Source organism: Acinetobacter oleivorans DR1, from assembly GCF_000196795.1.
GTDB classification, from domain to species: Bacteria; Pseudomonadota; Gammaproteobacteria; order Pseudomonadales; family Moraxellaceae; genus Acinetobacter; species Acinetobacter oleivorans.
Map to the genome: position 1 here is coordinate 1,586,181 of NC_014259.1, position 25,773 is coordinate 1,611,953.

Sequence of the window (25,773 nt, forward strand, 5' to 3'; positions counted from 1 at the left end):
AAATTGAATAAAAAATCTAATCAAAATAAAAGCGGCTAAGAGTGTCTTAGCCGCTTTTAATTTAGGTGCTAAGCTTTTTAGGCCTCAGTGTGACTGACCTTATGTTCATCTTCTTCATCATCGTCAGCAGAATCCATTCCAAGTTCTTTTAACTTGCGAGTTAAGGTGTTGCGTCCCCAACCTAGTAATTCTGCAGCATGACGTTTGCGTCCACGTGTTTGTTGTAAAGCAGCGTTAATTAAGGTGCGTTCAAACATTGGGGTAGCAATATCCAAAATCTTCATTTCACCATTCTTAAGCTTTTGAATTGCCCATTGATTTAGTAACTCATCCCAATGGTGTAGAGAAATGCGTTCAAATGAAGGGGTAGGTTGCCCAGAATCACTATTCTTTTGCAATGGAACTTGTTTAAGTTCAGAAGGTAAATCTTCTGGATAAACTTCACGTCCAGTGATCATCACAGTTAACCAGCGACACGTGTTTTCAAGTTGTCGAACATTACCGGGCCACGGTAACTGTTGCATATAGTCTGTTGTTTCCGTACGTAAGATTTTTGGACTCACGCCAAGTTCTTTACCGGCACGTGCAAGAAAATGCTGAGCCAGCATTGGTATATCTTCGCTACGATGGGCAAGTTTAGGAATGTGAATACGAATTACATTTAAACGGTGATATAAGTCTTCGCGGAATCGGCCTTCATTCACCAGTTTTTCTAAATCCTGATGCGTTGCTGCCACAATTCGAACATCAACTTTAACTGGAATATGTCCACCTACACGATAAAATTCACCGTCGGCGAGCACACGAAGTAGTCGGGTTTGTGTTTCAAATGGCATGTCTCCAATTTCATCAAGGAATAGAGTTCCACCATTTGCTTGCTCAAAGCGACCTTGATGTTGAGTGTTTGCACCTGTAAATGCACCTTTCTCATGACCAAATAACTCGGTTTCAATCAAGTCTTTTGGAATTGCCGCCATATTTAAAGCAATAAAAGGCTTCGCACGGCGTGGTGAGTGCTTGTGTAAAGCATGCGCAACTAATTCTTTACCTGTACCAGATTCACCATTAATTAAAACAGTAATATGAGATTGAGATAAACGACCAATAGCGCGGAAAACCTCTTGCATGGCAGGAGATTCACCAATAATTTCTGTTGATTGAAGTGGTGAAGCTGTTTTTGTAGCTTCTTGTTGTTGTAGTTTATTGATATGCAGAATTGCACGATTGACTAGAGCTAAAGCTTCATCAATATCAAATGGCTTTGGTAAATACTCAAATGCACCTGTTTGATAACTTGATACAGCAGACTCTAAGTCAGAGTGTGCTGTCATAATAATGACAGGTAAATCCGGATGAGTGTTTTTGACTTTAGATAAAAAAGTTAAACCATCAATTCCAGGCATTCGAATGTCAGTTAAGATGACATCGGGAGCATCATGATGCAAACGTTCAAGCGCAGTTTGAGCTTCTTCAAAATTGGTAACGTCAAAGCCTTCTTCTTTAAAGGTCTTTTCCAATACCCATCGCATGGCGCGATCATCATCAATAACCCATATTTTATTTCGCGACACGGTCTGACTCCCAAGGTAAATATAAGCTAAAAATAGTTTTTCCAGGAACAGATTGGCATTCAATCATTCCGTTATGTTGATGCATAATATTCTGTGCAATACTCAGGCCAAGCCCAGTACCTTTTGCTCGTCCAGTAACCAATGGGTAAAATACGGACTCTAAAATACTCTCAGGTATACCTGGCCCATTGTCTTCAATATCAACCCGCACGGTAGATCGATTCAGCACACCATTAATTGTGACAAGTCGTTGTATGCGAGTACGTAGAATTAGCTCTGGTTCATGATCGATAAAGAATGCTTTATTCTCTGTTATGGCCTGAATTGCATTTACACTAATGTTGAGCATGACTTGGATTAACTGATCACGATCGGCATTCACATCAGGTAAAGACAAATCATAGTCACGTATAATTTTAATTTTTTCTTTGTCTGGTTCGCAATAAGAGAGCGTACTCGTTCTAAAGGTTCGTGCACGTTAACATTTTCATAGCTTGGTAATTGTCTAGAACCCAACATGGTGTCAGCCAAATTAGTCAAACGATCCACTTCATTAATGATGACATCGGTGAATTCAGCATAAGTCTTATCATTTAAACTACGAGCGAGTAACTGGGTTGCTCCTCGAATACCTGCAAGTGGATTTTTAATTTCATGCGCCACACCACGCACAAGCTGCCTAGCGACCTGATGTTGTTGAACAAGATTTTCTTCCTTTGAAATCTTTAACATGCGATCAATTGGGTTGAGCTCAATCAACAATAATGGATGATAGCTTTTACCGGCATTTAATTGAGAGACTGTGTAATCCACATGTAGATCTTTGAAGTTAACATTAATGACAGCTTCTCGACGTGTATAAGGTTGTCCGGTTTTTATGGTATTCAATAAAGCTTCATGTGTATTAAAAGTATCATCTGGCGCATGAAGTAAATTTAAAACAGGCTGTCCTGAAGCACGGAGCAAACTAATGTCAAATAGTGCTTCGCAGGCTGAATTTAAATAAAAAATATTCAAGTTACTATCGATTAATAAAATCGCAGTAGTTAAATTGTCTACCAATAGGCGATAGTCGATAGGGTTGTGTTGATCCATTAGCGAATCGTTCCTGTCTTAAAATAGCGCAATGGCATCTTCATTGATTATCGGATTTTCACCGTTATAGAACATGAACGATGCAAAATATACGCCAACTTTGTTTATGGGTTATTTTAAAGTTTTAAGGTACTTAAAAACGCGCTGAAATCGTTCTTTATATCTTTTGATCAAAACAAATAGCTTTAGTCTAGATAATAACATGATCTAAATTGGTGCAAAGGTGAGTTTTGGTGCAAATGTTGGTTGTATTTTGGTGCATTACACAAAGAGTAGGCTTTCCACCTATGCTTGAGACAAGAAAAGACATACAATACGCGCATTCAAGTGGAGCGCAGATTCATGAAGACCCCCAAAGTCGGTTTTGTTTCTTTAGGTTGTCCTAAGGCATTGGTAGATTCTGAACGAATTTTAACTCAGTTAAAGACTGAAGGTTATCAAGTTGCATCAGATTATGATGGTGCTGATTTAGTAGTTGTTAATACCTGTGGTTTTATTGAATCTGCGGTACAAGAGTCGCTAGATGCAATTGGCGAGGCCATGAGTGAAAATGGTCGAGTAATCGTTACAGGATGCTTAGGTAAAGACGAAGATAAAATTCGTCAAATGCATCCGAACGTTTTAAAGGTTACTGGTGCGGCAGCTTATCAAGATGTGATGGAAGCTGTTCATGAATATGTACCAGCACCACCTAAACATAATCCGTTTATTGATTTGGTTCCTGAACAGGGAATTCGCTTAACACCAAAGCATTATGCCTATTTAAAAATATCTGAAGGATGCAACCATCGTTGTACCTTCTGTATTATCCCAAGTATGCGTGGTGACTTGGTTTCTCGTCCAGTTGGTAGTGTATTGGAAGAAGCTGCGGCACTTAAAAGAGCGGGTGTTAAAGAAATCTTGGTTATTTCTCAAGATACATCGGCTTATGGCGTAGACACCAAGTACAAACTTGACTTCTGGAATGGTCAACCGGTTAAGACAAAATTCTTCGACATGTGTGAAGCACTAGGCCAATTGGGCATCTGGGTGCGTCTACACTATGTATACCCATATCCACATGTTGATGCAGTTATCGATTTAATGGCTCAAGGTAAAATCCTGCCATATCTTGATATTCCTTTCCAACATGCAAGCCCACGCGTTCTTAAATTAATGAAGCGTCCGGCACATAGTGAAAATACACTAGAAAAAATTAAATTATGGCGTGAAAAATGCCCTGACCTTGTGATCCGTTCTACTTTTGTGGTTGGTTTTCCAGGCGAAACTGAAGAAGACTTCCAGATTTTGTTAGATTGGTTAGTTGAAGCTCAACTTGATCGCGTAGGCTGCTTTACCTATTCACCAGTAGAAGGCGCTACGGCAAATGATTTACCCGATCATGTGCCAGAAGAAATTAAGCAAGAGCGTTACGAGCGCTTTATGCAAGTGCAGCAGCAAATATCTGCTGCCAAATTACAAAAACGTATTGGTCAAACGATGACTGTATTAGTCGATGGTTTAGAAGACGAATATCCTGTTGCCGTTGCACGTTCTTATGCCGATGCTCCGGAAATTGACGGTAATGTGTTTGTAGAAGATATCGATAAGAGCACTATTCAACCGGGCGATATATTGGAAGTCGAAATTACCGATGCAGATGAATACGATTTATTTGCAAAGTTAATTAAAATTAAATCGGTTTAATCGAAATATATTTAAAGAGCATTCAGTTTAAGAGGTTTTGGAGCAAAGTCATGGCGGAAACAATTAGCCCACGTTATTCACGTATTCTATTAAAATTATCTGGTGAGGCATTGTCAGGTAATAAAGATATGGGTATTGATGCCCAAGTTTTAGATCATATGTCACTTTCAATTGCGCACTTGGTTGGTTTAGGTGTGCAAGTGGGTATCGTTGTAGGTGGCGGTAATTTGTACCGTGGTAGTCAGTTGCAAAAAGATGGCTTGGTTGGTCGTGTAACAGGCGATCAAATGGGTATGCTTGCAACTGTGATGAATGGCTTAGCTATGCGTGATGCTCTAGTTCGTCGTAATATCAGAACTCGTCTTATGTCTGCATTACCAATTGGTACAGTGGTAGAGTCTTATTCAAGTCGTGATGCGATTCGTCATTTGAGTCAAGGTGAAGTTTGTGTTTTCGTTGCGGGTACAGGAAATCCATTTTTCACGACGGATACAGCAGCATGTTTACGCGGTATTGAAATTGAAGCGAATTTGATTTTAAAAGCGACTAAAGTTGATGGCGTTTATAATAAAGATCCAAGTAAATATGATGATGCTGTTAAATACGATCATTTAACTTTTGATCAAGTGTTAGATGAAAAGCTTGGTGTTATGGATTTGACTGCTATTTGTTTGTGCCGCGACCATAATGTGCCATTGCAAGTTTTTGATATGAATAAATCAGGTGCGTTATTGTCAGTAGTAATGGGTGAAAAAGAAGGAACGCGCGTTACTAAGTAATGTACGTGTTGCTGAAAGCTCTTTATACTAGCGCTAAATTAAATTTGTTAAATATATCTTTGAATAAATAAGTAAGGTAGATCATATGATTAACGATCTGAAAAAAGACAGCGAACAGCGTATGTTAAAAACTCTAGAGTCTTTAGAACTCGGGTTTGCTAAAGTTCGTACCGGCCGTGCACACCCATCAATCTTAAATGGTGTGATGGTTCCTTACTACGGTTCTGATGTGCCATTAAATCAAGTAGCAAACGTGGGTATTGAAGACTCTCGTACACTTATTGTTCAGCCATTTGAGCGTACAATGGTTTCAGCTATTGATAAGGCAATCCGTGAAAGTGATCTTGGTTTAAACCCGATTACAGCAGATGCAATTCGTGTACCTTTACCAGCATTAACTGAAGAAACACGTCGTGATATGCAAAAAGTTGCGCGTAATGAAGCTGAAAATGCAAAAGTTGCGATTCGCAATATTCGTCGTGATGTATTAGGTGATATCAAAGCATTGTTGAAAGAAAAAGAGATTTCTGAAGATGATGAGCGCCGTGCAGGTGATGATATTCAGAAAATTACTGACAAATATGTTGCAGAAGTAGACAAGCGTCTTGCAGCGAAAGAAGCAGAATTGATGAAGGTCTAATTTTTATGACCGATTCTGAAGAGTATCATCTTCCCAAGCATGTTGCCATCATTATGGATGGCAACAACCGCTTTGCAAAAAAAAATCAAATGCAAAAAGGTGATGGGCATCGGGAAGGTAAAAATGTTCTTGATCCTATCGTTGAACATTGTAAAAAAACTGGTATTCGTGCTTTAACTGTTTTTGCATTTTCAAGTGAAAATTGGAATCGACCACAGTATGAAGTCGATCTGCTTATGAAGCTTCTGGAAGAAAGTATTCATGAGCAAATACCTCGCATGAAGAAATTTAATATTGCTTTGCGTTTTATCGGTGATCGTTCTCGATTATCCTCACACTTAGTTGCCTTAATGGAAGATGCAGAGCAACAGACAGCACACCATGACACTATGACCTTAACCATTGCAATAAGCTATGGTGGGATGTGGGACATTGCTAATGCAGCAAAACAGGTTGCAGAGGCCGTTTCCCGTGGTGAATTTAGTGCTGATCAAATAAATGTTGATTTGTTCGAAAAATATGTCAGTCTAAACGATCTGCCGGCTGTGGACTTGCTAATCCGCACAGGCGGAGATTATCGCATATCTAATTTCTTGTTGTGGCAAGCAGCTTATGCGGAACTGTATTTTACCGAAGCTTTATGGCCAGAATTTACAGTAAAAGAGTTCGATCATGCATTGAATGTTTTTTCAGGGCGTGAACGTCGTTTTGGCAAAACATCTGAACAAATTCAGCAAGAGAAAATAGAGAATTTATAATGTTAGAGCGGATTGTTACCGCATTGGTACTTGTTGCAGTTGTTTTAGGCTGTATGTTTGCTACGCAATCACATTATCCAATGTTGGTTCTTATGATTGTTGCAGCAGGGGTAGCGGGGTATGAGTGGTATAAGTTAATGCCTCGCGAAACTGCAAATGCTGTAAAACCTAAAGCTTGGTGTTACGGTCTGCTTGTTGCATTTGTTTCAGGTGTCGCCCTATTTTTCCACGATATTGCATTACTTTTGTGGTCTGCTTCAATTTTGACTTGGATTGTCAGTGTATATTGGGTTAAGTCATTTCCTGAATTTGATGGCTGGTATAACGCAACCTTGTATGTAATTGGCATAATTTTAGTCTGCGCTGCGGTAACATCAATTTTTGTAGTATGGCAAAGTTCGCCATGGTGGTTAATGTATCTGTTCTTACTCGTTTGGGGTGCGGATAGTGGTGCTTACTTTGTTGGTCGTAAATTTGGAAAAAGAAAATTAGCTCCGACTGTAAGTCCTAATAAATCAGTAGAAGGTTTGTATGGTGGTATTATTACAACCGTAGTAATAATGGTGGTTGTGCAATATCATTATCTAAATTTAAATTTAATTCAGCAAATTCTGTTTCTTATATTGTCGTTAATTACGGTATTTGGTTCAGTTTTAGGTGACTTATTTGAATCAATGATTAAACGTCGTGCCGGTATTAAAGATTCTGGTCGTGTTTTACCAGGTCATGGTGGTGTGTTAGATCGTATTGATTCTTTACTTGCTGCAGCCCCGATCTTTGCAACGGGAATGTATATATTAAAACTTATTGGTGTAGATTTATAGATGACACAATCTGTTTGCATATTAGGTGTAACCGGTTCCATTGGTCAAAGTACCTTAAAAATTTTAAATCAACATCCTGATAAGTATTCAGTGTTTGCGGTTTCAGCTCATAGTCGAATTTCTGAGTTGGTTGAAATTTGCAAATATTTCCAACCAAAAGTTGTGGTCGTTCCTGAGCAGAAAGTTGCCGAATTAACAGCTCTATTTGCATATAATAAATTACAAAATATTGAAATTTTGGTTGGTGAGGAAGGCCTGATAAGCATTGCTTCACATCCAGATGTTGATGTTGTTATGGCTGCAATTGTTGGTGCTGCAGGTTTGTTGCCAACTCTAGCTGCTGTGAAAGCTGGTAAACGCGTATTGCTTGCTAATAAAGAAGCTTTGGTCATGTCTGGTGAAATCATGATGCAAGCAGCACGTGATCATCAGGCATTATTATTGCCGGTAGATTCTGAACACAACGCTATTTTTCAGTCATTGCCTCATAACTATTTAGAAGCTGAAAGAAATGGACAACCGCAACAGGGTGTATCAAGAATCTTATTGACCGCTTCAGGTGGACCATTTTTAAACCATTCGTTAGAACAATTAGAAAAAGTTACTCCTGCACAGGCTTGTAAGCATCCCAACTGGTCTATGGGACAGAAAATCTCAGTTGACTCAGCTACTCTTATGAATAAAGGGTTGGAGTTGATCGAGGCATGTCATTTGTTTTCAATATCTGAACATTTTGTTACAGTTGTTGTTCATCCACAAAGTATTATTCATTCTATGGTGCAATATGTGGATGGTTCAACATTGGCGCAAATGGGTAATCCAGATATGTGTACGCCAATTGCACATGCTTTAGCATGGCCTGAGCGTTTACAGACGAGTGTTCCTGCTTTAGATTTGTTTGAATATTCTCAGCTTAATTTCCAAGCGCCAGATATTCAGAAATTTCCAGCACTTGATTTGGCTCGTCAGGCAATGCGTGCGGGACGTTTGGCACCTACTATTTTAAATGCTGCAAATGAAGTTGCTGTTGCTGCATTTTTAAAGGAACAGATTGGATTTACAAATATCCCACAAGTGGTAGAGCATACTTTGCAAAAATTGGAAAATTCAGTTGCTGAAAATATTGAGTGTATTTTAGCTAAAGATGAAATAGCACGACATGTAGCACAGCAATATATATCAAGTATAGGAGGCTGAAAATGAGTGCATTATTTATGATTGCAGCAGCGGCTCTTTTACTTGGTCCTTTAATTGCAATTCATGAGTTTGGTCATTATTGGGTAGCACGGAAACTAGGTGTTAAAGTTTTAGTGTATTCCATTGGTTTTGGACCTACATTACTTAAGTGGACATCAAAAAAATCTGGCATCAAATATCAACTTTCAGCTTTACCATTGGGCGGCTATGTAAAAATGCTTGATGAGCGTGAAGGTAATGTTGCAGAGCAAGATTTACCTTATGCATTTAACCGTCAAAAACCATGGAAACGTATAGCAATTGTTGTAGCTGGTCCATTAATTAATCTGATTTTTGCTGTCTTACTTTTCTGGATCTTATTTTTACCAGCACAAGAACAACTGAACACTAGAGTCGGTAAAGTTATACCAAACTCACCAGCAGCAACTGCACAAATGCAAGTCGGTGACAAGATTGTTGCTGTTGATGGAAAAGAAACGCAAACTTGGGAAAAACTTAACTTTGCTTTAATTGATCGTGTAGGTGAAACTGGTAGTGTAAATGTTGATGTAGACCGTGCAGGTACTGAAAAAAATATTGTTTTACCCATTAAAGACTTCTTAAAAAACCAGAATGAATCAGCTTTAGATGTGTTAGGTTTTTTACCATATCGTCCTGTTATTCCTGCTGTTGTTACTGAATTGACTCAAGATGGAGCTGCAATTCGTCAAGGAATGAAAGTGGGTGATCGCATTGTTTCAATTAATAGTCAAGCAATGAAAGACTGGTTTGATGTTGTTGAGGTCGTACAACATTCTCCAGAAAAATTACTCAATATTGATGTGTTGCGTAATAGTCAATTAATCCATTTGCAAGTTATGCCTCAAGGGAAACGAGATAACATGGGGCAAGTGAGTGGTGTTTTGGGTGTGAAAAGTGATGCAGGAAAAATTACAATTCCTGACGAATATAAGCAAACAATTCAATATACTCCAATACAAGCTTTAGAGATGTCACTAGATAAAACTGGTCAAATCTCTAGCATGATATTGAGTTCGATTGTAAAAATGGTTAAGGGTTTAATTGGTTTAGAGAATCTTTCTGGACCAATTACAATCGCGAAAGTAGCGGGACAAAGTGCAGAAATGGGGTGGCAGACTTTTATCTCATTTATGGCTTTAATGAGTGTAAGTCTTGGAATTTTAAATTTATTGCCAATTCCGATGCTAGATGGTGGACATCTCGTTTATTACATTATTGAGGCTATTCGTGGTAAGCCTGTTTCTGAACAAATACAAATGTTTGGTCTAAAAATTGGTATGGTACTGCTCGGTAGTATGATGCTTTTAGCTTTATTTAACGATTTTATGCGTTTGTAAACGTATATGGATTTATAACTTACTGGAAAAACTGGCATGCGGCACACACATTTTTTAATGCCTTTGGCACTTGTTAGCGCTATGGCAGCGGTACAACAAGCATATGCAGCTGATGATTTCGTCGTTCGAGATATTCGTGTAGATGGTTTAGTCCGTCTTACTCCTGCAAATGTTTCTACCATGTTGCCAATCAACAGTGGCGATCGCGTTAATGAACCGATGATCGCAGAAGCAATTCGAACATTGTATGCCACTGGACTTTTTGACGATATTAAAGCATCAAGAGACAACGATACTTTAGTTTTTAATGTCGTAGAGCGCCCAATTATTTCAAAACTTGAATTTAAGGGTAACAAACTTATTCCTAAAGAGGCTTTAGAGCAAGGCCTCAAAAAAATGGGCATTGCTGAAGGCGAAGTTTTTAAGAAGTCAGCTTTACAAACAATTGAAACTGAATTAGAGCAGCAATATACCCAGCAAGGCCGTTATGATGCTGATGTAACTGTTGATACGATAGCTCGTCCAAATAACCGTGTTGAACTTAAATTAAATTTTAATGAAGGTACAGCGGCTAAAGTTTTCAATATTAATATTATTGGTAATACTGTTTTTAAAGACAGTGAAATTAAACAAGCCTTTGCAGTTAAAGAAAGCGGTTGGTCTTCAATTGTAACTCGTAATGACCGTTATGCTAGAGAGAAAATGGCAGCGAGCCTTGAAGCTTTGCGTGCGATGTATCTGAATAAGGGTTATATCAATTTTCATATCAATAACTCACAGCTTAATATTAGTGAAGATAAGAAGAACATCTTTATTGAAGTTGCTGTAGAGGAAGGCAGTCAATTTAAATTTGGACAAACCAAGTTTTTAGGTGATGCACTTTATAAACCTGAAGAGTTACAAGCTTTAAAAATCTATAAAGATGGTGATACTTATTCTCAAGAAAAAGTAAATGCTGTTAAGCAATTGTTATTGCGTAAATATGGTAATGCTGGTTATTACTTTGCAGATGTAAATATTGTTCCACAAATTAATAATGATACAGGTGTTGTTGACTTAAATTACTATGTAAATCCAGGTCAGCAAGTTACTGTGCGTCGTATTAATTTTACAGGTAACAGTAAAACTGCCGATGAAGTATTACGTCGTGAAATGCGTCAAATGGAAGGCGCTTTGGCGAGTAATGAAAAAATTGATTTGTCTAAGGTTCGTTTAGAGCGTACAGGATTCTTCAAAACTGTTGATATTAAGCCAGCTCGTATTCCAAATTCACCAGATCAGGTGGATTTAAACGTAAATGTTGAAGAGCAACACTCGGGAACTACAACATTAGCGGTAGGTTACTCACAAAGTGGTGGTATCACATTCCAGGCAGGTTTGAGTCAAACTAACTTTATGGGAACGGGTAACCGTGTTTCGATCGATTTATCTCGTTCTGAAACTCAAGATTACTATAACTTAAGTGTTACAGACCCTTACTTCACAATTGATGGGGTAAGTCGCGGTTACAACGTTTACTATCGTAAAACGAAACTAAATGATGACTATAACGTTAATAACTATGTTACCGATAGTTTTGGTGGCAGTTTAAGTTTTGGTTATCCAATTGATGAAAACCAAAGTTTAAGTGCTTCGGTGGGTGTTGATAATACTAAAGTAACGACTGGTCCTTATGTCTCTACATATGTCCGTGATTACTTGAAGGCAAATGGTGGGAAAACTACTTCTACAAGTACCTATTGTCTTGTTGATCTTGTTCAAGATAAAGAAACAGGACTGTATAATTGTCCAGATGGCAAAACTTCTGAGCCTTATGGGAGTGCATTTGAAGGAGAGTTCTTTACTTATAACTTAAATTTAGGTTGGTCATATAACACATTAAACCGTCCAATTTTCCCAACCTCAGGCATGTCACATCGTATAGGTTTGGAAATTGGTTTACCTGGTAGTGATGTTGACTATCAAAAAGCAACTTATGATGCTCAGGCATTCTTCCCTATTGGTAGCACAGGTTTTGTACTTCGTGGCTATGGTAAGTTGGGTTATGGTAATGATTTACCTTTCTATAAAAACTTCTATGCAGGGGGGTATGGTTCTGTTCGTGGTTACGATAGCAGTACTTTGGGGCCGAAATATTCAAGTGTGAATTTGCAAGAAGAAGGTAAAAATGACTCTTCTCCAGAAGAAGTAGGTGGTAATGCTCTAGTACAGTTTGGTACAGAGTTAGCATTGCCATTACCTTTCAAAGGAGATTGGACTCGACAAGTACGCCCAGTTCTTTTTGCTGAAGGTGGTCAGGTATTTGATACCAAGTGTGACGTTGGTTCTTATTCTATGATTATGAATGGTCAGCAAATTGCCAATGCTAAAAAATACTGTGAAGATAATTATGGCTTTGACTTAGGTAATATGCGTTATAGCGTAGGTGTTGGCTTCACATGGATCACTATGATCGGACCATTATCTCTTAGCTATGCATTCCCTCTAAATGATAAGCCTGGTGATGAAACTAAAGAGATCCAGTTTGAAATCGGTCGTACTTTCTAAGTACGACTTGACTAAACATGCAATAAGGACACAAATTTAAATGAAAAAATTAAATATATTAATGTTAGGACTAGGTTTGACAGTTTCTGCCATGACTAATGCTGCTGGTTATGGTGTCATTGATCTTGCTAAAGTTGTTGAAAGCAGTGCTTATTTGAAACAACAAAACGCAAGTTTAAATCAATCAGTTAAGCCAACCACAACTCGTCTTGAGCAGTTAGGTAAAGAATTAGAAGGTCTTCAACGTCAAGCCCAAACTCAAGGGCAAAAAATGAAAGAAGATGATATCAAAAAGCTTCAGGCGCAATATCAAACAAAACTCAATGAATTTAATTCTACTCAACAAGGTTTGCAGTCAAAAGTTCAAACTAGTTTGCAAGGAATGAACTCAACTTTTGAGACTCGTGTGAAGCAAGCAGCTGAACAATTACGAAAAGAAAATAATCTTGACTTCATTTTGAATAAAAATTCAACTGTTGCCTATGACGCTAAATATGATTTAACTGATAAAATGATACAAAAGGTTAATTCAATGAAATAAATTAATGAAAGTGCAACATTATCGTTTAGATGAACTAGCTCACCTAGTAAATGGTGAGCTAGTAGGTACGGGTAGTCTTCAATTTATAAACTTAGCAAGTTTAGAAAATGCTGAAACTCATCAAATTGCTTTCGTGAATGGCGAAAAGTATATTGATCAAGCAAAGGCTAGCCGTGCGGGTGCGTACATTGTTACAAGCCTTATTAAAGAACAGCTTCCTGACAAACAAAATTTTATTATTGTTGATAATCCATATTTAGCATTTGCCATACTTACGCATGTTTTCGATAAAAAAATCACATCGGTGGGTATAGAAAGTACTGCTCAAATTCATCCTTCTGCGATCATTTCTGAAACAGCATATATTGGTCATTACGTCGTCATTGGCGAAAATTGTGTAGTTGGTGATAACACAATTATTCAGTCTCATACTCGACTGGATGATAATGTGGAAGTTGGAAAAGATTGTTTTATTGATGCTCATGTTCTCATTACGGGTGGATCTAAATTATTTGATCGTGTGCGAGTTCATGCAAGCACTGTAATTGGTAGTGAAGGTTTTGGCTTTGCGCCATACCAAGGAAAGTGGCATCGTATTGCTCAATTGGGTTCAGTTATTATTGGTAATGATGTTCGCATTGGTTCAAATTGTAGTATTGATCGAGGTGCACTCGACAACACCATTTTGGAAGATGGGGTAATTATTGATAACCTTGTGCAAATCGCGCATAACGTTCATATTGGTTCAAATACAGCTATCGCTGCTAAATGCGGAATTGCTGGTAGTGTTAAAATTGGCAAAAACTGTATTCTAGCTGGGGCTTGCGGTGTATCAGGCCACCTTTCTATTACCGATAATGTGACTTTGACCGGAATGTCAATGGTCACAAAAAATATTTCTGAACCTGGTACTTACTCTTCGGGAATTGGATTATTTGAAAATAGCCATTGGAAAAAGACAATTGTACGCTTGCGACAATTAGCAGATGTGCCATTGACCCAAATCACTAAACGACTTGATCATATACAAGCTCAAATAGAGTCTCTTGAATCAACCTTTAATTTGCGTAAATAGAATATTATGACCGAGTCAACTACACCTAAATTTGCCATCCCTGAATTACCAATGCAGATTCAAACGATTCGTCAATATTTGCCGCATCGTTATCCTTTCTTATTGGTTGATCGTGTGACTGAAGTTACTGACAATAGTATTGTTGGTTATAAAAATGTTTCTATCAATGAAGAGTTCCTACAGGGACATTTCCCAGAATATCCAATTATGCCTGGTGTTCTAATTGTTGAAGCATTAGCTCAAGTTTCAGGTGTTCTAGGGTTTATTATGAACAATGAAACGCCAAAACCTGGTTCTTTATTCCTTTTTGCTGGTGCGGAAAGAGTTAGATTTAAAAAACAAGTAGTTGCTGGTGACCAACTTGTATTAAAATCTGAATTAGTAATGCAAAAACGCGGTATCTACAAATATAATTGTACGGCTACCGTGGATGGTATTGTAGCAACAACCGCTGAAATTATGATTTCACACCAAAAAACAGAGCAGGCATGAGCAATCACGACTTAATTCATTCTACGGCCATTATTGATCCATCTGCAGTGATTGCTCCAGATGTCCAGATAGGACCTTATTGCGTTATCGGTCCAAATGTGACGATTGGTGCGGGTACTAAACTTCATTCTCATGTAGTAGTGGGTGGTTTTACCAAAATTGGTCAAAATAATGAGATTTTCCAGTTTGCAAGTGTTGGTGAGGTTTGCCAAGATTTGAAATATCAAGGTGAAGAAACCTGGTTAGAGATTGGTGATCATAATTTAATTCGTGAACATTGCAGTTTACATAGAGGAACTGTGCAAGATAATGCTTTAACTAAAATAGGAAGTCATAACCTATTGATGGTTAATACGCATATTGCACATGATTGTATTGTTGGTGATCACAATATTTTTGCGAATAACGTTGGTGTTGCTGGACACGTACACATAGGTGATCACATCATTATTGGTGGTAATTCTGGTATTCATCAATTCTGTAAAATCGATTCTTACAGTATGGTCGGTGGAGCATCACTAATTTTAAAAGATGTGCCAGCTTACGTTATGGCTTCTGGTAATCCAGCTCATGCATTCGGTATTAATATCGAAGGAATGCGTAGAAAGGGTTGGTCTAAGAATACAATTCAAGGTCTCAGAGAGGCTTATAAATTAATTTTTAAATCAGGTCTTACTTCTGTTCAAGCTGTTGAGCAGATTAAAAATGATATTCTTCCGAATGTTCCTGAAGCTCAATTACTAATTAACTCTGTTGAACAGTCTGAACGTGGTATTGTGCGTTAAGAAAATATATTAAAAAAAAGACACTGCATTTTGCAGTGTCTTTTTTTTCTTAAAATTATTATTTATTAAAAAATTTGGCTTCTTCAGATTTTGGATACTGACTTAAAATTTTAGTTTTATATTGGTTTGCTGAAGCTGGATTTTTATCGACATCTTTAGCAATGCTATAGAGTTGATAAAGGGCGCGTGGAGCTTTACTCGAATTTGGATATCGAGTTGCTACTACATTGTAGTTCTTTTTAGCTTCATTATAATTCACCGGATCAGTTGCTAAATTAAACTCAGCTAACCAAAAATATGCATTCCCTGTATAGACGCTATTAGGATGATTTTTGATAAAGTTCTGCATTGGAGCAATCGCTTTTTTTGCACCACCTTGCTTATAGGCGTCCAAAGCTACAGTGTAAGCTGCCTTTTCAAGCTCTATAGGGTTTGATTGGTTTTGTGAAGGCGGTTGTGAGGCTTCCGGTTGGGGTGGAGGAGTAGTGGAAGGGGTACCTGTTGGGGCAGCATTCACTACTTTATTTTCAACTGCAGGAGTTTCTGTGCTTGCCGTAGCAGGCGTATCACTGTTCGTTGGATTATCTGATTGTGCACTTTCTGGATCAACTTTCTGATTAAGGAGTTCTAGGCGTTGATCTAGGTCTGTGTAGCGATTAGATAGATCTTTTTTCAATTGTTCAATATCATTTGATTGTTCTTCTAATTGCCCACGTAGGGTACGTATATCATTTTCTAATTGTTGATTTTTTTGCATTAATTCCCAGTTTAAATTACTAGGTACCGAGACATTATTAGAAGAAGTATTAGTTGCGCTACCACCACTTTGGCTTAAACCGCGAGACTCAATTGGAATGTTGGCATAGAGAGAGGTAGTGCTCATTAAGGCAATAAATAAGAAAGAATGCTTCATCAATCGCATGAGTATAGGTCCATAATTTTATGTAAAAGCCAACTTAAAAAAGGAATATATAAACTATTCACTTAACTATCTAACTAAGATTTTAATTGGTCAATGCAATTAAAACAGCTAACAATATAAATGCAAGAATAGTTTACAATCTTCAAGCATATTTTATCCAAAATTAGATACAACAAAGAATATAAGGGAGAGAAGTATAGGAATTTAAGGCTTTTTGCTGATGAATTAATCAATTGAAACATAAACTTGCTTAAAACTGTGAAGAAGGCTTGCAACTATTTTAAAAATCTCTATACTCTGTTTTGCAATGGTAGCCCCGCTGGTGGCTTCGCAATTGTACTCTGTGAACCCCGCCAGGACCGGAAGGTAGCAACGGTAGCAGATCTATGATGTGCCGAAGTTTTGCTAGTGGGGCTGCCACCATTCTTTTAATCCACTCTCCGTTGGATTGCCTTCATAATTACATCTAAATCAAATCCTCTATATTGTAAGAACCTCATCTGTTTTGCTTTAAGTTTAGGATCTTTTTCTACTTCTTCACCAAATTTCTTCACTTTCAATTGATAAGCCTGTTCTACCCAATCAATATTATGAATTTCATCAGCAATTAAATCATTTTCAATTTGTTTTGTTTTTAAAGCTTGTTTAATACGTTTTGGACCTTTGCCTTTACGAATTTGGCTAGCTAATGTTAATTCGGCAACGCGTTGATCACTTTGATAGTTTTGTTCAGATAATTCTTCAACAAGTCGCTTAACTTCTTCAGGATTTTGTGCATAACGAGTTAATTTTTCAGTAAGCTCTGCTTTGGAGTAATCTCGACGAGTCAATAAAGCAAAAGCATAAGAGCGTAAACGTTGACCTGTAAGCAAAGCTCTTTGTTGAGACTGTTCTTCAGTTCTTTTGAACATAGTATTAGGGTTCCCTTGTAAAAAAACGCCCCGAAGGGCGTTTTAAGGCTCATGACTAATTAAGATTCTAGTAGAAGATCAACTTCTTCTTCATCTTCAACTTGAGCAGTATTAGTACCAGTTGTTAATAACTGTTCACGGATGTTACGTTCAATTTCCCCAGCCATTTGAGGGTTTTCTTCAAAGTGGCGAATAACATTGTTCTTACCTTGACCAATTTTATTACCTTGATATGAATACCAAGCGCCTGCTTTTTGTACGATATCTTGTTGTACAGCTAAATCTACAAGTTCGCCTAGCTGGTTTGTGCCTTTACCATATAGGATTTGGAAAATAGCCTCTCTGAAAGGAGGAGCCATTTTGTTTTTAACCACTTTAACTCGAGTTTCAGAGCCGACGATTTCATCGCCTTCTTTTACTTGGCCAATACGGCGGATATCTAAACGTACAGAAGCGTAGAACTTCAATGCGTTACCACCAGTTGTGGTTTCTGGACTACCAAACATTACTCCAATCTTCATACGGATCTGGTTAATGAAGATAACCATACAGTTTGAACGTTTAGCATTACCCGTAATTTTACGAAGTGCCTGACTCATTAGACGAGCTTGCAAGCCCATATGAGAGTCACCCATCTCACCTTCAATTTCTGCTTTAGGAGTAAGTGCAGCGACTGAGTCGACAACGATTAAGTCAATTGCACCAGAACGAACGAGCATATCTGCAATTTCGAGTGCTTGTTCACCGTTATCAGGTTGCGATACAAGCAGATTATCAATGTCTACACCAAGCTTACGCGCATATTGTGGATCTAATGCATGCTCTGCATCGATAAAGGCACAAGTACCACCAGTTTTTTGACATTGTGCAATTGCTTGTAGAGTCATTGTGGTTTTACCAGAAGATTCTGGACCATAAATCTCTACAATACGACCTTTTGGTAAACCGCCAATCCCCAATGCAATATCTAAAGTCAAAGAGCCTGTAGATACAGCTTCAACAGCTTGAACAGTGTTGTCACCGAGACGCATCACCGTATTTTTGCCAAATTGTTTCTCAATTTGACTTAGCGCGGCTTGTAATGCTTTGCTTTTATTCTCATCCATCTCAAAAACCTCAATACTCTATGTTCATCACGTTTAACCCAAGTGGATGCATTGAATCTCAACTTGTTTCACTAGGGTAATAGTGACAGATTTTTTCTATAGCTTCTATGTGTTGTATGTGTGTGTGCGACACAACTCGACGTTTTTATTCATCACCGTATGACCAATTTTGATCATTCTCCTGTTTAAACCGAATAATTTGACGACGATCCTTTTTACCCGGTCTATGGTCAGGTCGAGCTAGATTATGCAATTTTCGTTGGGATGCAATCAACTCCCGTCTAGCAATACTTACTTCGGTCTCTTCATAAAGTTGCTGTGCGATTGGAGCTGGACCACGTGTGTTCGAAAGAGCTTTTATCACAACAGTTTTTTTATCAAACCCTTGCTGAATAACAAGTTCCATTCCAACTCGGATTTCTTTGGAAACTTTTACACGCTCATTATTGTGATGTACTTTACCTCCTTCAATCGCTCCTTTAGCAATTGAACGAGTTTTAAAAAAACGAGCAACCCATAACCATTTGTCGACACGCATGGTCTCTACAGCATCGTTTTCAGGCAATTTTGACATCATTATCCTTTCTATCAATTTCATTCAATATAGACAGCAATTCAGTAAGGCGATCTAGTGCTTTAAATTCTAAATCTTGATGCTGTTTTATATCCTTTAGACTTGAGGGCTGCGAGATAGTAAACAAGTGTTGAATACCAAATTTTTCTGCTGTCTTTAATACTGGAGCCGTATCATCAATAAAAATCGTTTCATCTGGATTGAATGGATGTAATCTTTGGAGTTCTTGCCAAAAATTAATATCTTCTTTGGCATAACCTACTTGTTCGCTTGATATGATGACATCAAAGAAATGTTCAATCGCAATATTATTGAGTTTTAAGCGTAAGCTCGCGCGATCAGCATTCGTCACTAGCCAACACATGTATCCTTGCTCTTTAAGTTGTTGCAAAAGCTCAATGCAGCCAGAACGAGCTTGGATCTTAGATTGAAATTCTTGTTGTAATTTGAGTACATCAACGCCTACAGTTTTAGTCCAATAGGTTGATGAATACCAAACAAGCGTATGGCGATGTGATTGATAAAATTGATATAGCTTTTCTTTGCTCACGGAGAGAGGAAGTTGATTTATTTTTGCATGCCGTTCAGGAAGACATTCATTCCATATGAAATCATCAAAAGCGAGATCTAAGAGTGTGCCATCCATATCAAACATTACAATTTTAGACATGCGTCAAAAAACTCCAAAGGCATTCAAAGCACAATTTTTCAAATGAATTTGTCATATAACCCTTAAAAAATAATAATTTGGGAATGATTTTTAGCTTTCAAAGAAATTCAAAGCTCAACAAAGCAATTCATGCAACAAACAAAAATTTGTACAAGAGTTTGTACAAAATATTATAGCTGGCATGGACGGTAAGTTGCTTAAGATATTTTGTAAGTTGGACTTTATCTGAAGAGAAAATGGCTTTAAGTGATACATGGTTAAAATCTAATAACGGAAAGGTTAGAGATGCTACTCAAGTAATTAATGACAGAGACGGTTTATCAGTTCGCATATCCCCAAAAGGGAAAATTGTGTTTCAAATGCGGTATAGATTTAATAATGCTTCAAAACGAATGGATATTGGAACTTATCCAATGATGAGTTTGAAAGAAGCACGAGCTGAAGTAGCCGAGAATAAAAAGGAATTGGATAAAGGTAGAGATCCTTTACAACTTAAATTAAAAAAAGAGACAGCTTATTTAGCACAACCTACAGTTCGTGAAATTTGCATTGAATTCTTTGATACAGCTGCTTCGCATAAAGCAGCATGTAAAGATGATAAAAGAGCATTTGAAATACACGTATTTCCAAGATTAGGTAAACGTATTTGTGATGAAGTTACTTTACAAGAATGGTCAAAACTTTTGCTATCCATTGTTAGTTATGCAAAAACAGTCGCTGTAAAGGTTCTTGGTAATTTGAAGCTAATTATGCGCTGGGGATGTATTCATGGAAAATTACAAGAGCAGACTTTATTACATATCAGAGCAATTGACCTAAACGTAAGAAAGAATTCACGCACTAGATATTTAACAGAACAAGAGATTTTTTGGGTTATCCATGCAACTTTTCTATCAACTGGAATATCACCCAAAAATAAATTTATGGTTCTATTTTTATTAATATTTGGTTGTCGAGTAGGGGAGTTGAGAACCGCTAAGAAGAGTGATTTTGATTTTCAGAATCATACATGGACAATTCCTCCAGAGCAGCATAAAACAGGTGCAAGGTCGAAAAAAGCAATTGTTAGGCCACTGATTCCACAAGTAGAAATTTTACTTAAACAGGCTTTTGAACTTTCACCACCTGATTGTGAGTGGGCCTTTCCAATTATTAAGGCACAAAAATTTAAACCTACGCAGAAAGGTTTTCAAACAACAATTCCTATTTATATTATTGAAAATGTTAAAAAATATTTTGACGTTGATATGAACCATTGGACTACTCATGATTTGAGAAGGACTATGCGTACACATATTTCTGAATTTGCTCCACCGCATATTTGTGAAATTATGCTTGGGCATGCTTTACCGCAAATCTGGGGTACTTATGATTTGAACCAGTACTTAGAACCTCAGGCGCAAGCTTATGCAAAATGGTTTGATAAGCTTTGCACCATATTCAATAATTATGAAAGATTTGATATTAAAGGTTCAATTTCTAGTGCTTCTAAATATCCATTTCTACTCTCCCAAGAGGCAACAGCTTTAACCCCATATAAGTTAGTAGCTCTTCCGTGACCTCTAATAATTGGTTCAGGAAAGGGGTCGGAACCCCTTTCCCGCATATTTTTTAAAGTACCTTTCGAAATTCTGTACCTTTGTAAAATCTCTGGTGTCGAGATATAAATTGCCATTAAATTTAGACCTCCTTAATTTCCACTTTTCTAAAAACAGTACCTTCAGGATCAACTCCAAAATATTCGCAAATTTCTTTAGCCTTTGTTGCACCTGGTCCGAGTCTAGTGACATGAACCCAATTCAAAACATATTTTGGTTTTTTACTATTCATGAGAGCCATTAGATAAAGTTGCTCAAAATTAAACGCACTCATCCCTCAGCTCCTGATTCATTTGCTAGGATTAACTTTCGCGTTTCTGCATTAAATATATCTAAATAGTTATCGCCATGTACAAGAGCCAAATGAAGAAACTTAAACAAAAAGAAAGCTTGTTCACTTTCAGCTTTTTTGTTTATTTCAAAGCCAAGTTTTCTATATATTTGTGCAGTGCGAATAAATTGAAAACATTGCATCCCCAAGATTTCATCAATTTCCTTTGTTGCAACTTTAGGGAATAAAACATAACCCTCAGGCATCGTATGAGCTTTAGCTTTTTCTAACCACAACTCCCACTTTTCTTGCATGAAACTATCAACATATTTCCCAACATAGTGCTGTTCAGACTCACCAAGACCATTTGAATCGAATCTTTCAAATAAACTAGCAGGTTTGGAGCAGGGTCTTTTGGTTAGTTCATATTGCTCAAACCTATTTCTTTCATTATTCATATCAATCATTGATTCGCTCCCGATCTAGATGGATAGAGAGACTTATTAGTTTCGACAATTTCTTCGCATTCTTCTCTGCTCCCTACAAAGAAATAATCTTTTTTCAATTGACCGGCTTCTAATTTAGTTACCCATGTGCCGTAGACTTTACTTGCAGCTAAATAGGCAACATGACGTTTTGTAATTGAAGTAATATCTTCAATCTCTAAACAATCACCCAAATTATTAAAGTCACGTTCTTTATTAACGCAATTTTCTGGTTCTTCATCGTCTTGCCAAAATGTATCAATTTCAGATTCCGTAACTAAAATCGAACCTTCAGGTACTGCATTGGCTTTTGCTTTATTCCAAAATGCCCACAATTGGCGGGCTTGTTCGATCATAAAAAAGACCTGGTCATCTTCAATTATGGAATACGAAAAGAAGTCCCTATTTGAATAAGATGCTGCAAGTTCTGGAACGAACCAAAGTTCTATACATTCTTTTTTAAATACCGCAACGTCTGCCATTAAAGCAGCTCTTTGTTCAGCTAAATCAATCATTCTTCAACTCCCGATTCGCTTGCTACTTCTACCATCAATGAATAAATAGGAGCATAGTGGTCACGAGTCATATCACCCCAATGGTAGCCACTATTTTCTAAACAACTAACAACGTTGTCAGGTATCTCTTTGGGTACTAAACAAAAACCTTCTGGCACTGCCTGAGCTTTGGCTTTTTTCATCCAAACTTCTTGCATTAGTTCAATATCGTTGTAGCTAAGAGTGCATCCAGCTTCACGAACTAGGTTTGTTAAAACGCCTAAACTATTCCAGCCAACTTTAATTACACCTTTAGTTCTCAGAAATCCCAAAAAAGCCTCTCGTTCATTCATGTTCATTTAAGCCACCATTTGATAACTGAATTGCAATGATTTAGATATTCCGCGCATTCGAAGTTGATTAATAAAGCGCTTATCTTTATTCATCCAAACTCGGCAAAATGAAGTAAATCTCTTTTGACAAACTTCATTCATTTCAAAACCATTTTTAGTTTCTTTTGTAGAAATCTTTGCCACTTCTTTGCCACGCTTCATAACGAGGTATCCTTTTTTATAAGAAGGATAGAAACCACTTTCTGACATCCAAACAGTGAATGGGTATGACATAGAGTCAGGGATGTACTTCATCATGTTAGAATCTCCAAATAGAATCTTTAAGTTTCACTTTGAAGAGAAGAGCTTCAGTTTCATGAAGTGATACATTTGAGAACACTTGAGTTCTGTTTTTACCCATCACAGTAAAGGTTCTGGTTTTGCTGCTATAGATCTGAATCATTGAGGCGACTCCAATAAAAAGTTAGCTTCGACCTCAAGTTCCTTTCTTCTTTTCTTAATAAGATCCATCAGTGCTTCTTGAATACGTTCATCGGCTTCTGAAATATCAATTTCAAGGGCATCTAACGTAGTAAGGTCCTTTGCTTGTTTGATCTTTTCCCCAATAGAAATGTTTTCTTTTGAGTGACCAGCTATAACGACCAAATGTTTATGTAACTCATCTAAAAACGAATTCTGATCTTCAGTAGCCCAGTCTTTGGTTTCCTCAATGAGAGTATTAGCCGCATCTGCGGTTTTGGTTTTCTTTAGCTTTTCTATAAGTTCAGATAAAGGGGCAGACTCTACAGGTTTACCGTTATGGTACCGTGTCCAATTCTCTACTTTGATTTCTTTACTTTTTGATTTCTTGGCTGTCTTACCTACAGGTGTAGATTCGGTTTCAGAATGAGTTGTAGCATCAATTGGGCCCAAAACATTTAGAATGTTGTCGTCTTTTGTATTTGTTAAACCTACTTCGCCACTAATGATAGCGTTAAGTAAACTCTTAAACTCATCACACCAATAAAGTGACTTAACAAATACCCGCAATTCACTGAAATCATGCGCTTTACGTTTAATAAATGCTTCTGCTGCTGAACGTGTTAGATGACAATTGATATCTTCCCAAAAATATTTACCATGGCAGATATGAACACTGCGTTCGTCCCAGTCGGATAAAATACTAATTTGAGTAGATGCCTTTACATCAAGAAAAAGTTCATCTTCTTCATCAATTGCTAAACCATTTAAAGTATGTTTTTCCGCAGCTCTAAGTGACTCAAAAAACTCTTCAACTGATTTATATTTTGATTCCTGATCTACATCGACAATATTCGTAATTTCAACTGAATCGCTTGCTGGGTCTAAACCCCACACAATATTTTTTGATTGAACAACGAAAATAGGTGAATCTGTACCAGCGTTATCATTTTCCCAAGAATTTTTGAGTTGTTGGGTAAACTCCGCCCATGTTTCAGGCGTAAATAGAGTAGGTGTCATAACTTCGAACCTTTAAATATTTTGAAGCGCTTTACGCAAATGTGGGTCTAGGTCTTCTTTATTCAGTAGCCAAGTGATATATGGATGCGGTAAGTCTTTAAGAGGGGTTCCTTTGTGTTTGCCCCAAGACATAATTTTGGGTAATCGAACTGCTTCAGACATAAGGAATAAAGAATTCAGGTCTTTAATTCCTAGTCGTTCAATTAGAGCTATTAGGATAATCCCAGTAAAATAAATATCTGCCCGTGCTGAATGTGCATGTCTTAAATGCTTACGTGCTTCTTCACGGTTACTCATCACGAAATAGTAAAGAACAGCCAATTTATGACTTGGTAAATCAGGCCAAACATCCCTTGCTAAAGCTAAAGTACAAATTGTCTTTGCCTTAATTGCTGGTCCGCATTTATTTAGAGCTTTAATGTCGTAATCAATATTGTGGCCGACAATGAATTCAACACCTTCAGGTAACCGGAACGTTTCACAACTTGGTTGACCTTCAATATCTGCTTCAATGATGTTGTGTACAGCCATAGCTTCTAAATCAATGGGTTCAGGACAAGAATAGAAGCGGTTAAAAACCTCATCTTTTTGAACCAATAATTGACCATTCTCTATGCCAATAGATGCATAAGCGATTTCGATTGGATAACCATTTAATTTATTGGTTTCAGTATCTAAAATAATTGCTTTCATCGATCACGCACCAGTTAGCTGTTAGGCCAGCAAAAGCCGCAGTTTTGACATTCCCATTGAGAACCTGAGCCAGAATGACTAACACCTAAAGTGCATTTGTCATTAGTACATCTTGGACAAGTCCCATAAATCACACGAAAAGATTTCATAACAAACATCTGTCTCACCTTCTATTAACGTGAACCTAGAAATCCACGACGGATTTTGTAGGCTTTGCGATCAGGAGAAGGGATGTGTGTTTTGCTATAAATTTCATCCAATTCACGTTTTCTCTGTTTTTTAATTTCCTCTTCTAAATTACGAAGGATCCATGCTTTTGTATTGAGCGTATATTGAGAAACAGGGGTTAATTCACCTGAATCATCAATGGTATATACACGTGTTAAAGTGTGAGGTGCAGCATAAGTTGTGAAGCCCAGTCGAACTTTATATAAACCGCGGTCTTCATCTTTTCCCTTAAACTCGCGGAAAGATTTATTGTTTGCCGTACCATTTGGACTATTGTTATAACGTCTAGAACCACGAAGGAAGTTAGTGTTCATTGGGCACCACCTAATTTAACAACACGAACTTGAGCTTCTACTTGTTCACCTGAGTTAAATTGCTGTTGCCATTGTTTTGTTTTTTGCTCACGTACCTGAGCCTCTGCATCACATGCATATATAAATGCAATAGCTATCGCACTAACTACGAGGAAGAGTAAAACATACGGCAATTTACTATCTTTTTTAAACTTTAGATCCTCAGCCGATGGATGCTGATAAAGTTTAGATGTAGCTGGTTTATTTGTTTTGTTGCCGCTAAGTTCAGGAACAAAACAGATTGGAGTAGATGGTGAAGGTTGACTGCTTATATATTTCTGATTCATA

At 37.5% G+C, this 25,773-nt stretch carries 28 protein-coding genes, 1 other RNA gene and 1 pseudogene; 14 read left to right on the forward strand and 16 right to left on the reverse strand.

What is annotated here, in order from left to right:
• Positions 1–77: 77 nt before the first annotated feature.
• Together glnG and glnL are read right to left on the reverse strand one after the other, a co-directional pair.
• The gene (gene glnG / locus AOLE_RS07420; RefSeq protein WP_013197486.1) at positions 78–1,571 is read right to left on the reverse strand and encodes a nitrogen regulation protein NR(I); all 1,494 of its coding nucleotides are present in this window, start codon (positions 1,569–1,571) and stop codon (positions 78–80) included.
• Positions 1,558–2,666 (reverse strand): annotated as a pseudogene (gene glnL, locus AOLE_RS07425) (nitrogen regulation protein NR(II)). The gene glnG and the pseudogene glnL overlap by 14 nt, the downstream one beginning before the upstream one ends.
• Before the next feature lie 342 nt (positions 2,667–3,008).
• Between glnL and rimO the strand changes: the two are divergent.
• The 12 genes from rimO (at position 3,009) to lpxA (ending at position 15,348) form a co-directional block, all read left to right on the forward strand.
• Complete coding sequence (gene rimO / locus AOLE_RS07430) at positions 3,009–4,352, forward strand: 30S ribosomal protein S12 methylthiotransferase RimO (protein ID WP_004791849.1); 1,344 nt, start codon at positions 3,009–3,011, stop codon at positions 4,350–4,352.
• 50 nt (positions 4,353–4,402) lie between these two features.
• Entirely contained in the window at positions 4,403–5,131 is a 729-nt protein-coding gene (gene pyrH, locus AOLE_RS07435; protein WP_004791851.1) for a UMP kinase, read from the forward strand.
• An 85-nt stretch (positions 5,132–5,216) separates the two neighbouring features.
• Complete coding sequence (gene frr / locus AOLE_RS07440; protein WP_004791853.1) at positions 5,217–5,771, forward strand: ribosome recycling factor; 555 nt, start codon at positions 5,217–5,219, stop codon at positions 5,769–5,771.
• 5 nt (positions 5,772–5,776) lie between these two features.
• On the forward strand, positions 5,777–6,529 hold the full coding sequence (gene uppS / locus AOLE_RS07445; protein WP_004791854.1) for a polyprenyl diphosphate synthase: 753 nt from the start codon (positions 5,777–5,779) through the stop codon (positions 6,527–6,529).
• On the forward strand, positions 6,529–7,353 hold the full coding sequence (locus AOLE_RS07450) for a phosphatidate cytidylyltransferase (protein ID WP_013197487.1): 825 nt from the start codon (positions 6,529–6,531) through the stop codon (positions 7,351–7,353). The genes uppS and AOLE_RS07450 overlap by 1 nt, the downstream gene beginning before the upstream one ends.
• The gene (gene ispC, locus AOLE_RS07455) at positions 7,354–8,550 is read left to right on the forward strand and encodes a 1-deoxy-D-xylulose-5-phosphate reductoisomerase (protein ID WP_013197488.1); all 1,197 of its coding nucleotides are present in this window, start codon (positions 7,354–7,356) and stop codon (positions 8,548–8,550) included.
• A gap of 2 nt (positions 8,551–8,552) precedes the next feature.
• Positions 8,553–9,908 carry an RIP metalloprotease RseP gene (rseP, locus tag AOLE_RS07460; protein WP_013197489.1) on the forward strand — a complete coding sequence of 452 codons (1,356 nt, stop codon included), beginning with the start codon at positions 8,553–8,555 and terminating at the stop codon, positions 9,906–9,908.
• A gap of 36 nt (positions 9,909–9,944) precedes the next feature.
• Entirely contained in the window at positions 9,945–12,455 is a 2,511-nt protein-coding gene (gene bamA / locus AOLE_RS07465; RefSeq protein WP_013197490.1) for an outer membrane protein assembly factor BamA, read from the forward strand.
• A 40-nt stretch (positions 12,456–12,495) separates the two neighbouring features.
• On the forward strand, positions 12,496–12,996 hold the full coding sequence (locus AOLE_RS07470) for an OmpH family outer membrane protein (protein ID WP_004643108.1): 501 nt from the start codon (positions 12,496–12,498) through the stop codon (positions 12,994–12,996).
• 4 nt (positions 12,997–13,000) lie between these two features.
• Entirely contained in the window at positions 13,001–14,071 is a 1,071-nt protein-coding gene (lpxD, locus tag AOLE_RS07475; protein ID WP_013197491.1) for a UDP-3-O-(3-hydroxymyristoyl)glucosamine N-acyltransferase, read from the forward strand.
• Positions 14,072–14,077: 6 nt separating this feature from the next.
• Complete coding sequence (fabZ, locus tag AOLE_RS07480; RefSeq protein WP_003652176.1) at positions 14,078–14,563, forward strand: 3-hydroxyacyl-ACP dehydratase FabZ; 486 nt, start codon at positions 14,078–14,080, stop codon at positions 14,561–14,563.
• Complete coding sequence (gene lpxA, locus AOLE_RS07485) at positions 14,560–15,348, forward strand: acyl-ACP--UDP-N-acetylglucosamine O-acyltransferase (protein ID WP_013197492.1); 789 nt, start codon at positions 14,560–14,562, stop codon at positions 15,346–15,348. The genes fabZ and lpxA overlap by 4 nt, the downstream gene beginning before the upstream one ends.
• Before the next feature lie 58 nt (positions 15,349–15,406).
• Here the strand turns inward: lpxA and AOLE_RS07490 are convergent, their stop codons facing one another.
• Positions 15,407–16,270 (reverse strand): YbgF trimerization domain-containing protein, encoded by an 864-nt coding sequence (locus AOLE_RS07490; RefSeq protein WP_013197493.1) that lies wholly within the window; start codon positions 16,268–16,270, stop codon positions 15,407–15,409.
• A 317-nt stretch (positions 16,271–16,587) separates the two neighbouring features.
• Between AOLE_RS07490 and ffs the strand changes: the two genes are divergently transcribed.
• Positions 16,588–16,684: signal recognition particle sRNA small type (gene ffs / locus AOLE_RS19795), an RNA gene on the forward strand.
• Between the two features lie 14 nt (positions 16,685–16,698).
• On the opposite strand, the gene AOLE_RS07495 is transcribed toward ffs, so the two are convergent.
• The 4 genes from AOLE_RS07495 to AOLE_RS07510 all read right to left on the reverse strand — a co-directional run bounded on the left by AOLE_RS07495 (position 16,699) and on the right by AOLE_RS07510 (position 19,531).
• Complete coding sequence (locus tag AOLE_RS07495; RefSeq protein ID WP_005306262.1) at positions 16,699–17,181, reverse strand: regulatory protein RecX; 483 nt, start codon at positions 17,179–17,181, stop codon at positions 16,699–16,701.
• A gap of 59 nt (positions 17,182–17,240) precedes the next feature.
• A complete protein-coding gene (gene recA, locus AOLE_RS07500) occupies positions 17,241–18,287 on the reverse strand; it encodes a recombinase RecA (RefSeq protein WP_004791877.1) in 1,047 nt (348 codons plus the stop codon).
• Between the two features lie 145 nt (positions 18,288–18,432).
• Positions 18,433–18,861 (reverse strand): RNA-binding S4 domain-containing protein, encoded by a 429-nt coding sequence (locus AOLE_RS07505; protein WP_005306259.1) that lies wholly within the window; start codon positions 18,859–18,861, stop codon positions 18,433–18,435.
• On the reverse strand, positions 18,845–19,531 hold the full coding sequence (locus AOLE_RS07510; protein ID WP_013197494.1) for an HAD-IA family hydrolase: 687 nt from the start codon (positions 19,529–19,531) through the stop codon (positions 18,845–18,847). The genes AOLE_RS07505 and AOLE_RS07510 overlap by 17 nt, the downstream gene beginning before the upstream one ends.
• A gap of 236 nt (positions 19,532–19,767) precedes the next feature.
• On the opposite strand from AOLE_RS07510, the gene AOLE_RS07515 reads away from it, so the two are divergent.
• Positions 19,768–21,090 (forward strand): tyrosine-type recombinase/integrase, encoded by a 1,323-nt coding sequence (locus AOLE_RS07515; RefSeq protein ID WP_013197495.1) that lies wholly within the window; start codon positions 19,768–19,770, stop codon positions 21,088–21,090.
• Between the two features lie 121 nt (positions 21,091–21,211).
• Here the strand turns inward: AOLE_RS07515 and AOLE_RS07520 are convergent, their stop codons facing one another.
• The 9 genes from AOLE_RS07520 to AOLE_RS07565 form a co-directional block, all read right to left on the reverse strand.
• On the reverse strand, positions 21,212–21,403 hold the full coding sequence (locus tag AOLE_RS07520) for a hypothetical protein (protein WP_013197496.1): 192 nt from the start codon (positions 21,401–21,403) through the stop codon (positions 21,212–21,214).
• Positions 21,400–21,867 (reverse strand): hypothetical protein, encoded by a 468-nt coding sequence (locus AOLE_RS07525; RefSeq protein ID WP_013197497.1) that lies wholly within the window; start codon positions 21,865–21,867, stop codon positions 21,400–21,402. The genes AOLE_RS07520 and AOLE_RS07525 overlap by 4 nt, the downstream gene beginning before the upstream one ends.
• Positions 21,864–22,400, reverse strand: coding sequence for a hypothetical protein (locus AOLE_RS07530; RefSeq protein WP_013197498.1), 537 nt, complete (start codon positions 22,398–22,400; stop codon positions 21,864–21,866). The genes AOLE_RS07525 and AOLE_RS07530 overlap by 4 nt, the downstream gene beginning before the upstream one ends.
• Positions 22,397–22,732 carry a hypothetical protein gene (locus AOLE_RS20680; protein ID WP_227501990.1) on the reverse strand — a complete coding sequence of 112 codons (336 nt, stop codon included), beginning with the start codon at positions 22,730–22,732 and terminating at the stop codon, positions 22,397–22,399. Before AOLE_RS20680 ends, AOLE_RS07530 begins: the two co-directional genes overlap by 4 nt.
• Before the next feature lie 6 nt (positions 22,733–22,738).
• Complete coding sequence (locus tag AOLE_RS07545) at positions 22,739–23,029, reverse strand: hypothetical protein (RefSeq protein ID WP_013197500.1); 291 nt, start codon at positions 23,027–23,029, stop codon at positions 22,739–22,741.
• Between the two features lie 141 nt (positions 23,030–23,170).
• Positions 23,171–24,211, reverse strand: a complete 1,041-nt coding sequence (locus AOLE_RS07550) for an ead/Ea22-like family protein (protein ID WP_013197502.1) — start codon at positions 24,209–24,211, stop codon at positions 23,171–23,173.
• 12 nt (positions 24,212–24,223) lie between these two features.
• Positions 24,224–24,904, reverse strand: a complete 681-nt coding sequence (locus tag AOLE_RS07555; RefSeq protein WP_013197503.1) for a putative quorum-sensing-regulated virulence factor — start codon at positions 24,902–24,904, stop codon at positions 24,224–24,226.
• A 173-nt stretch (positions 24,905–25,077) separates the two neighbouring features.
• Positions 25,078–25,446: a hypothetical protein gene (locus AOLE_RS07560; RefSeq protein ID WP_013197504.1), complete on the reverse strand. Its 369-nt coding sequence runs from the start codon at positions 25,444–25,446 to the stop codon at positions 25,078–25,080.
• Complete coding sequence (locus tag AOLE_RS07565) at positions 25,443–25,772, reverse strand: hypothetical protein (protein WP_013197505.1); 330 nt, start codon at positions 25,770–25,772, stop codon at positions 25,443–25,445. Before AOLE_RS07565 ends, AOLE_RS07560 begins: the two co-directional genes overlap by 4 nt.
• Position 25,773 lies beyond the last annotated feature (1 nt).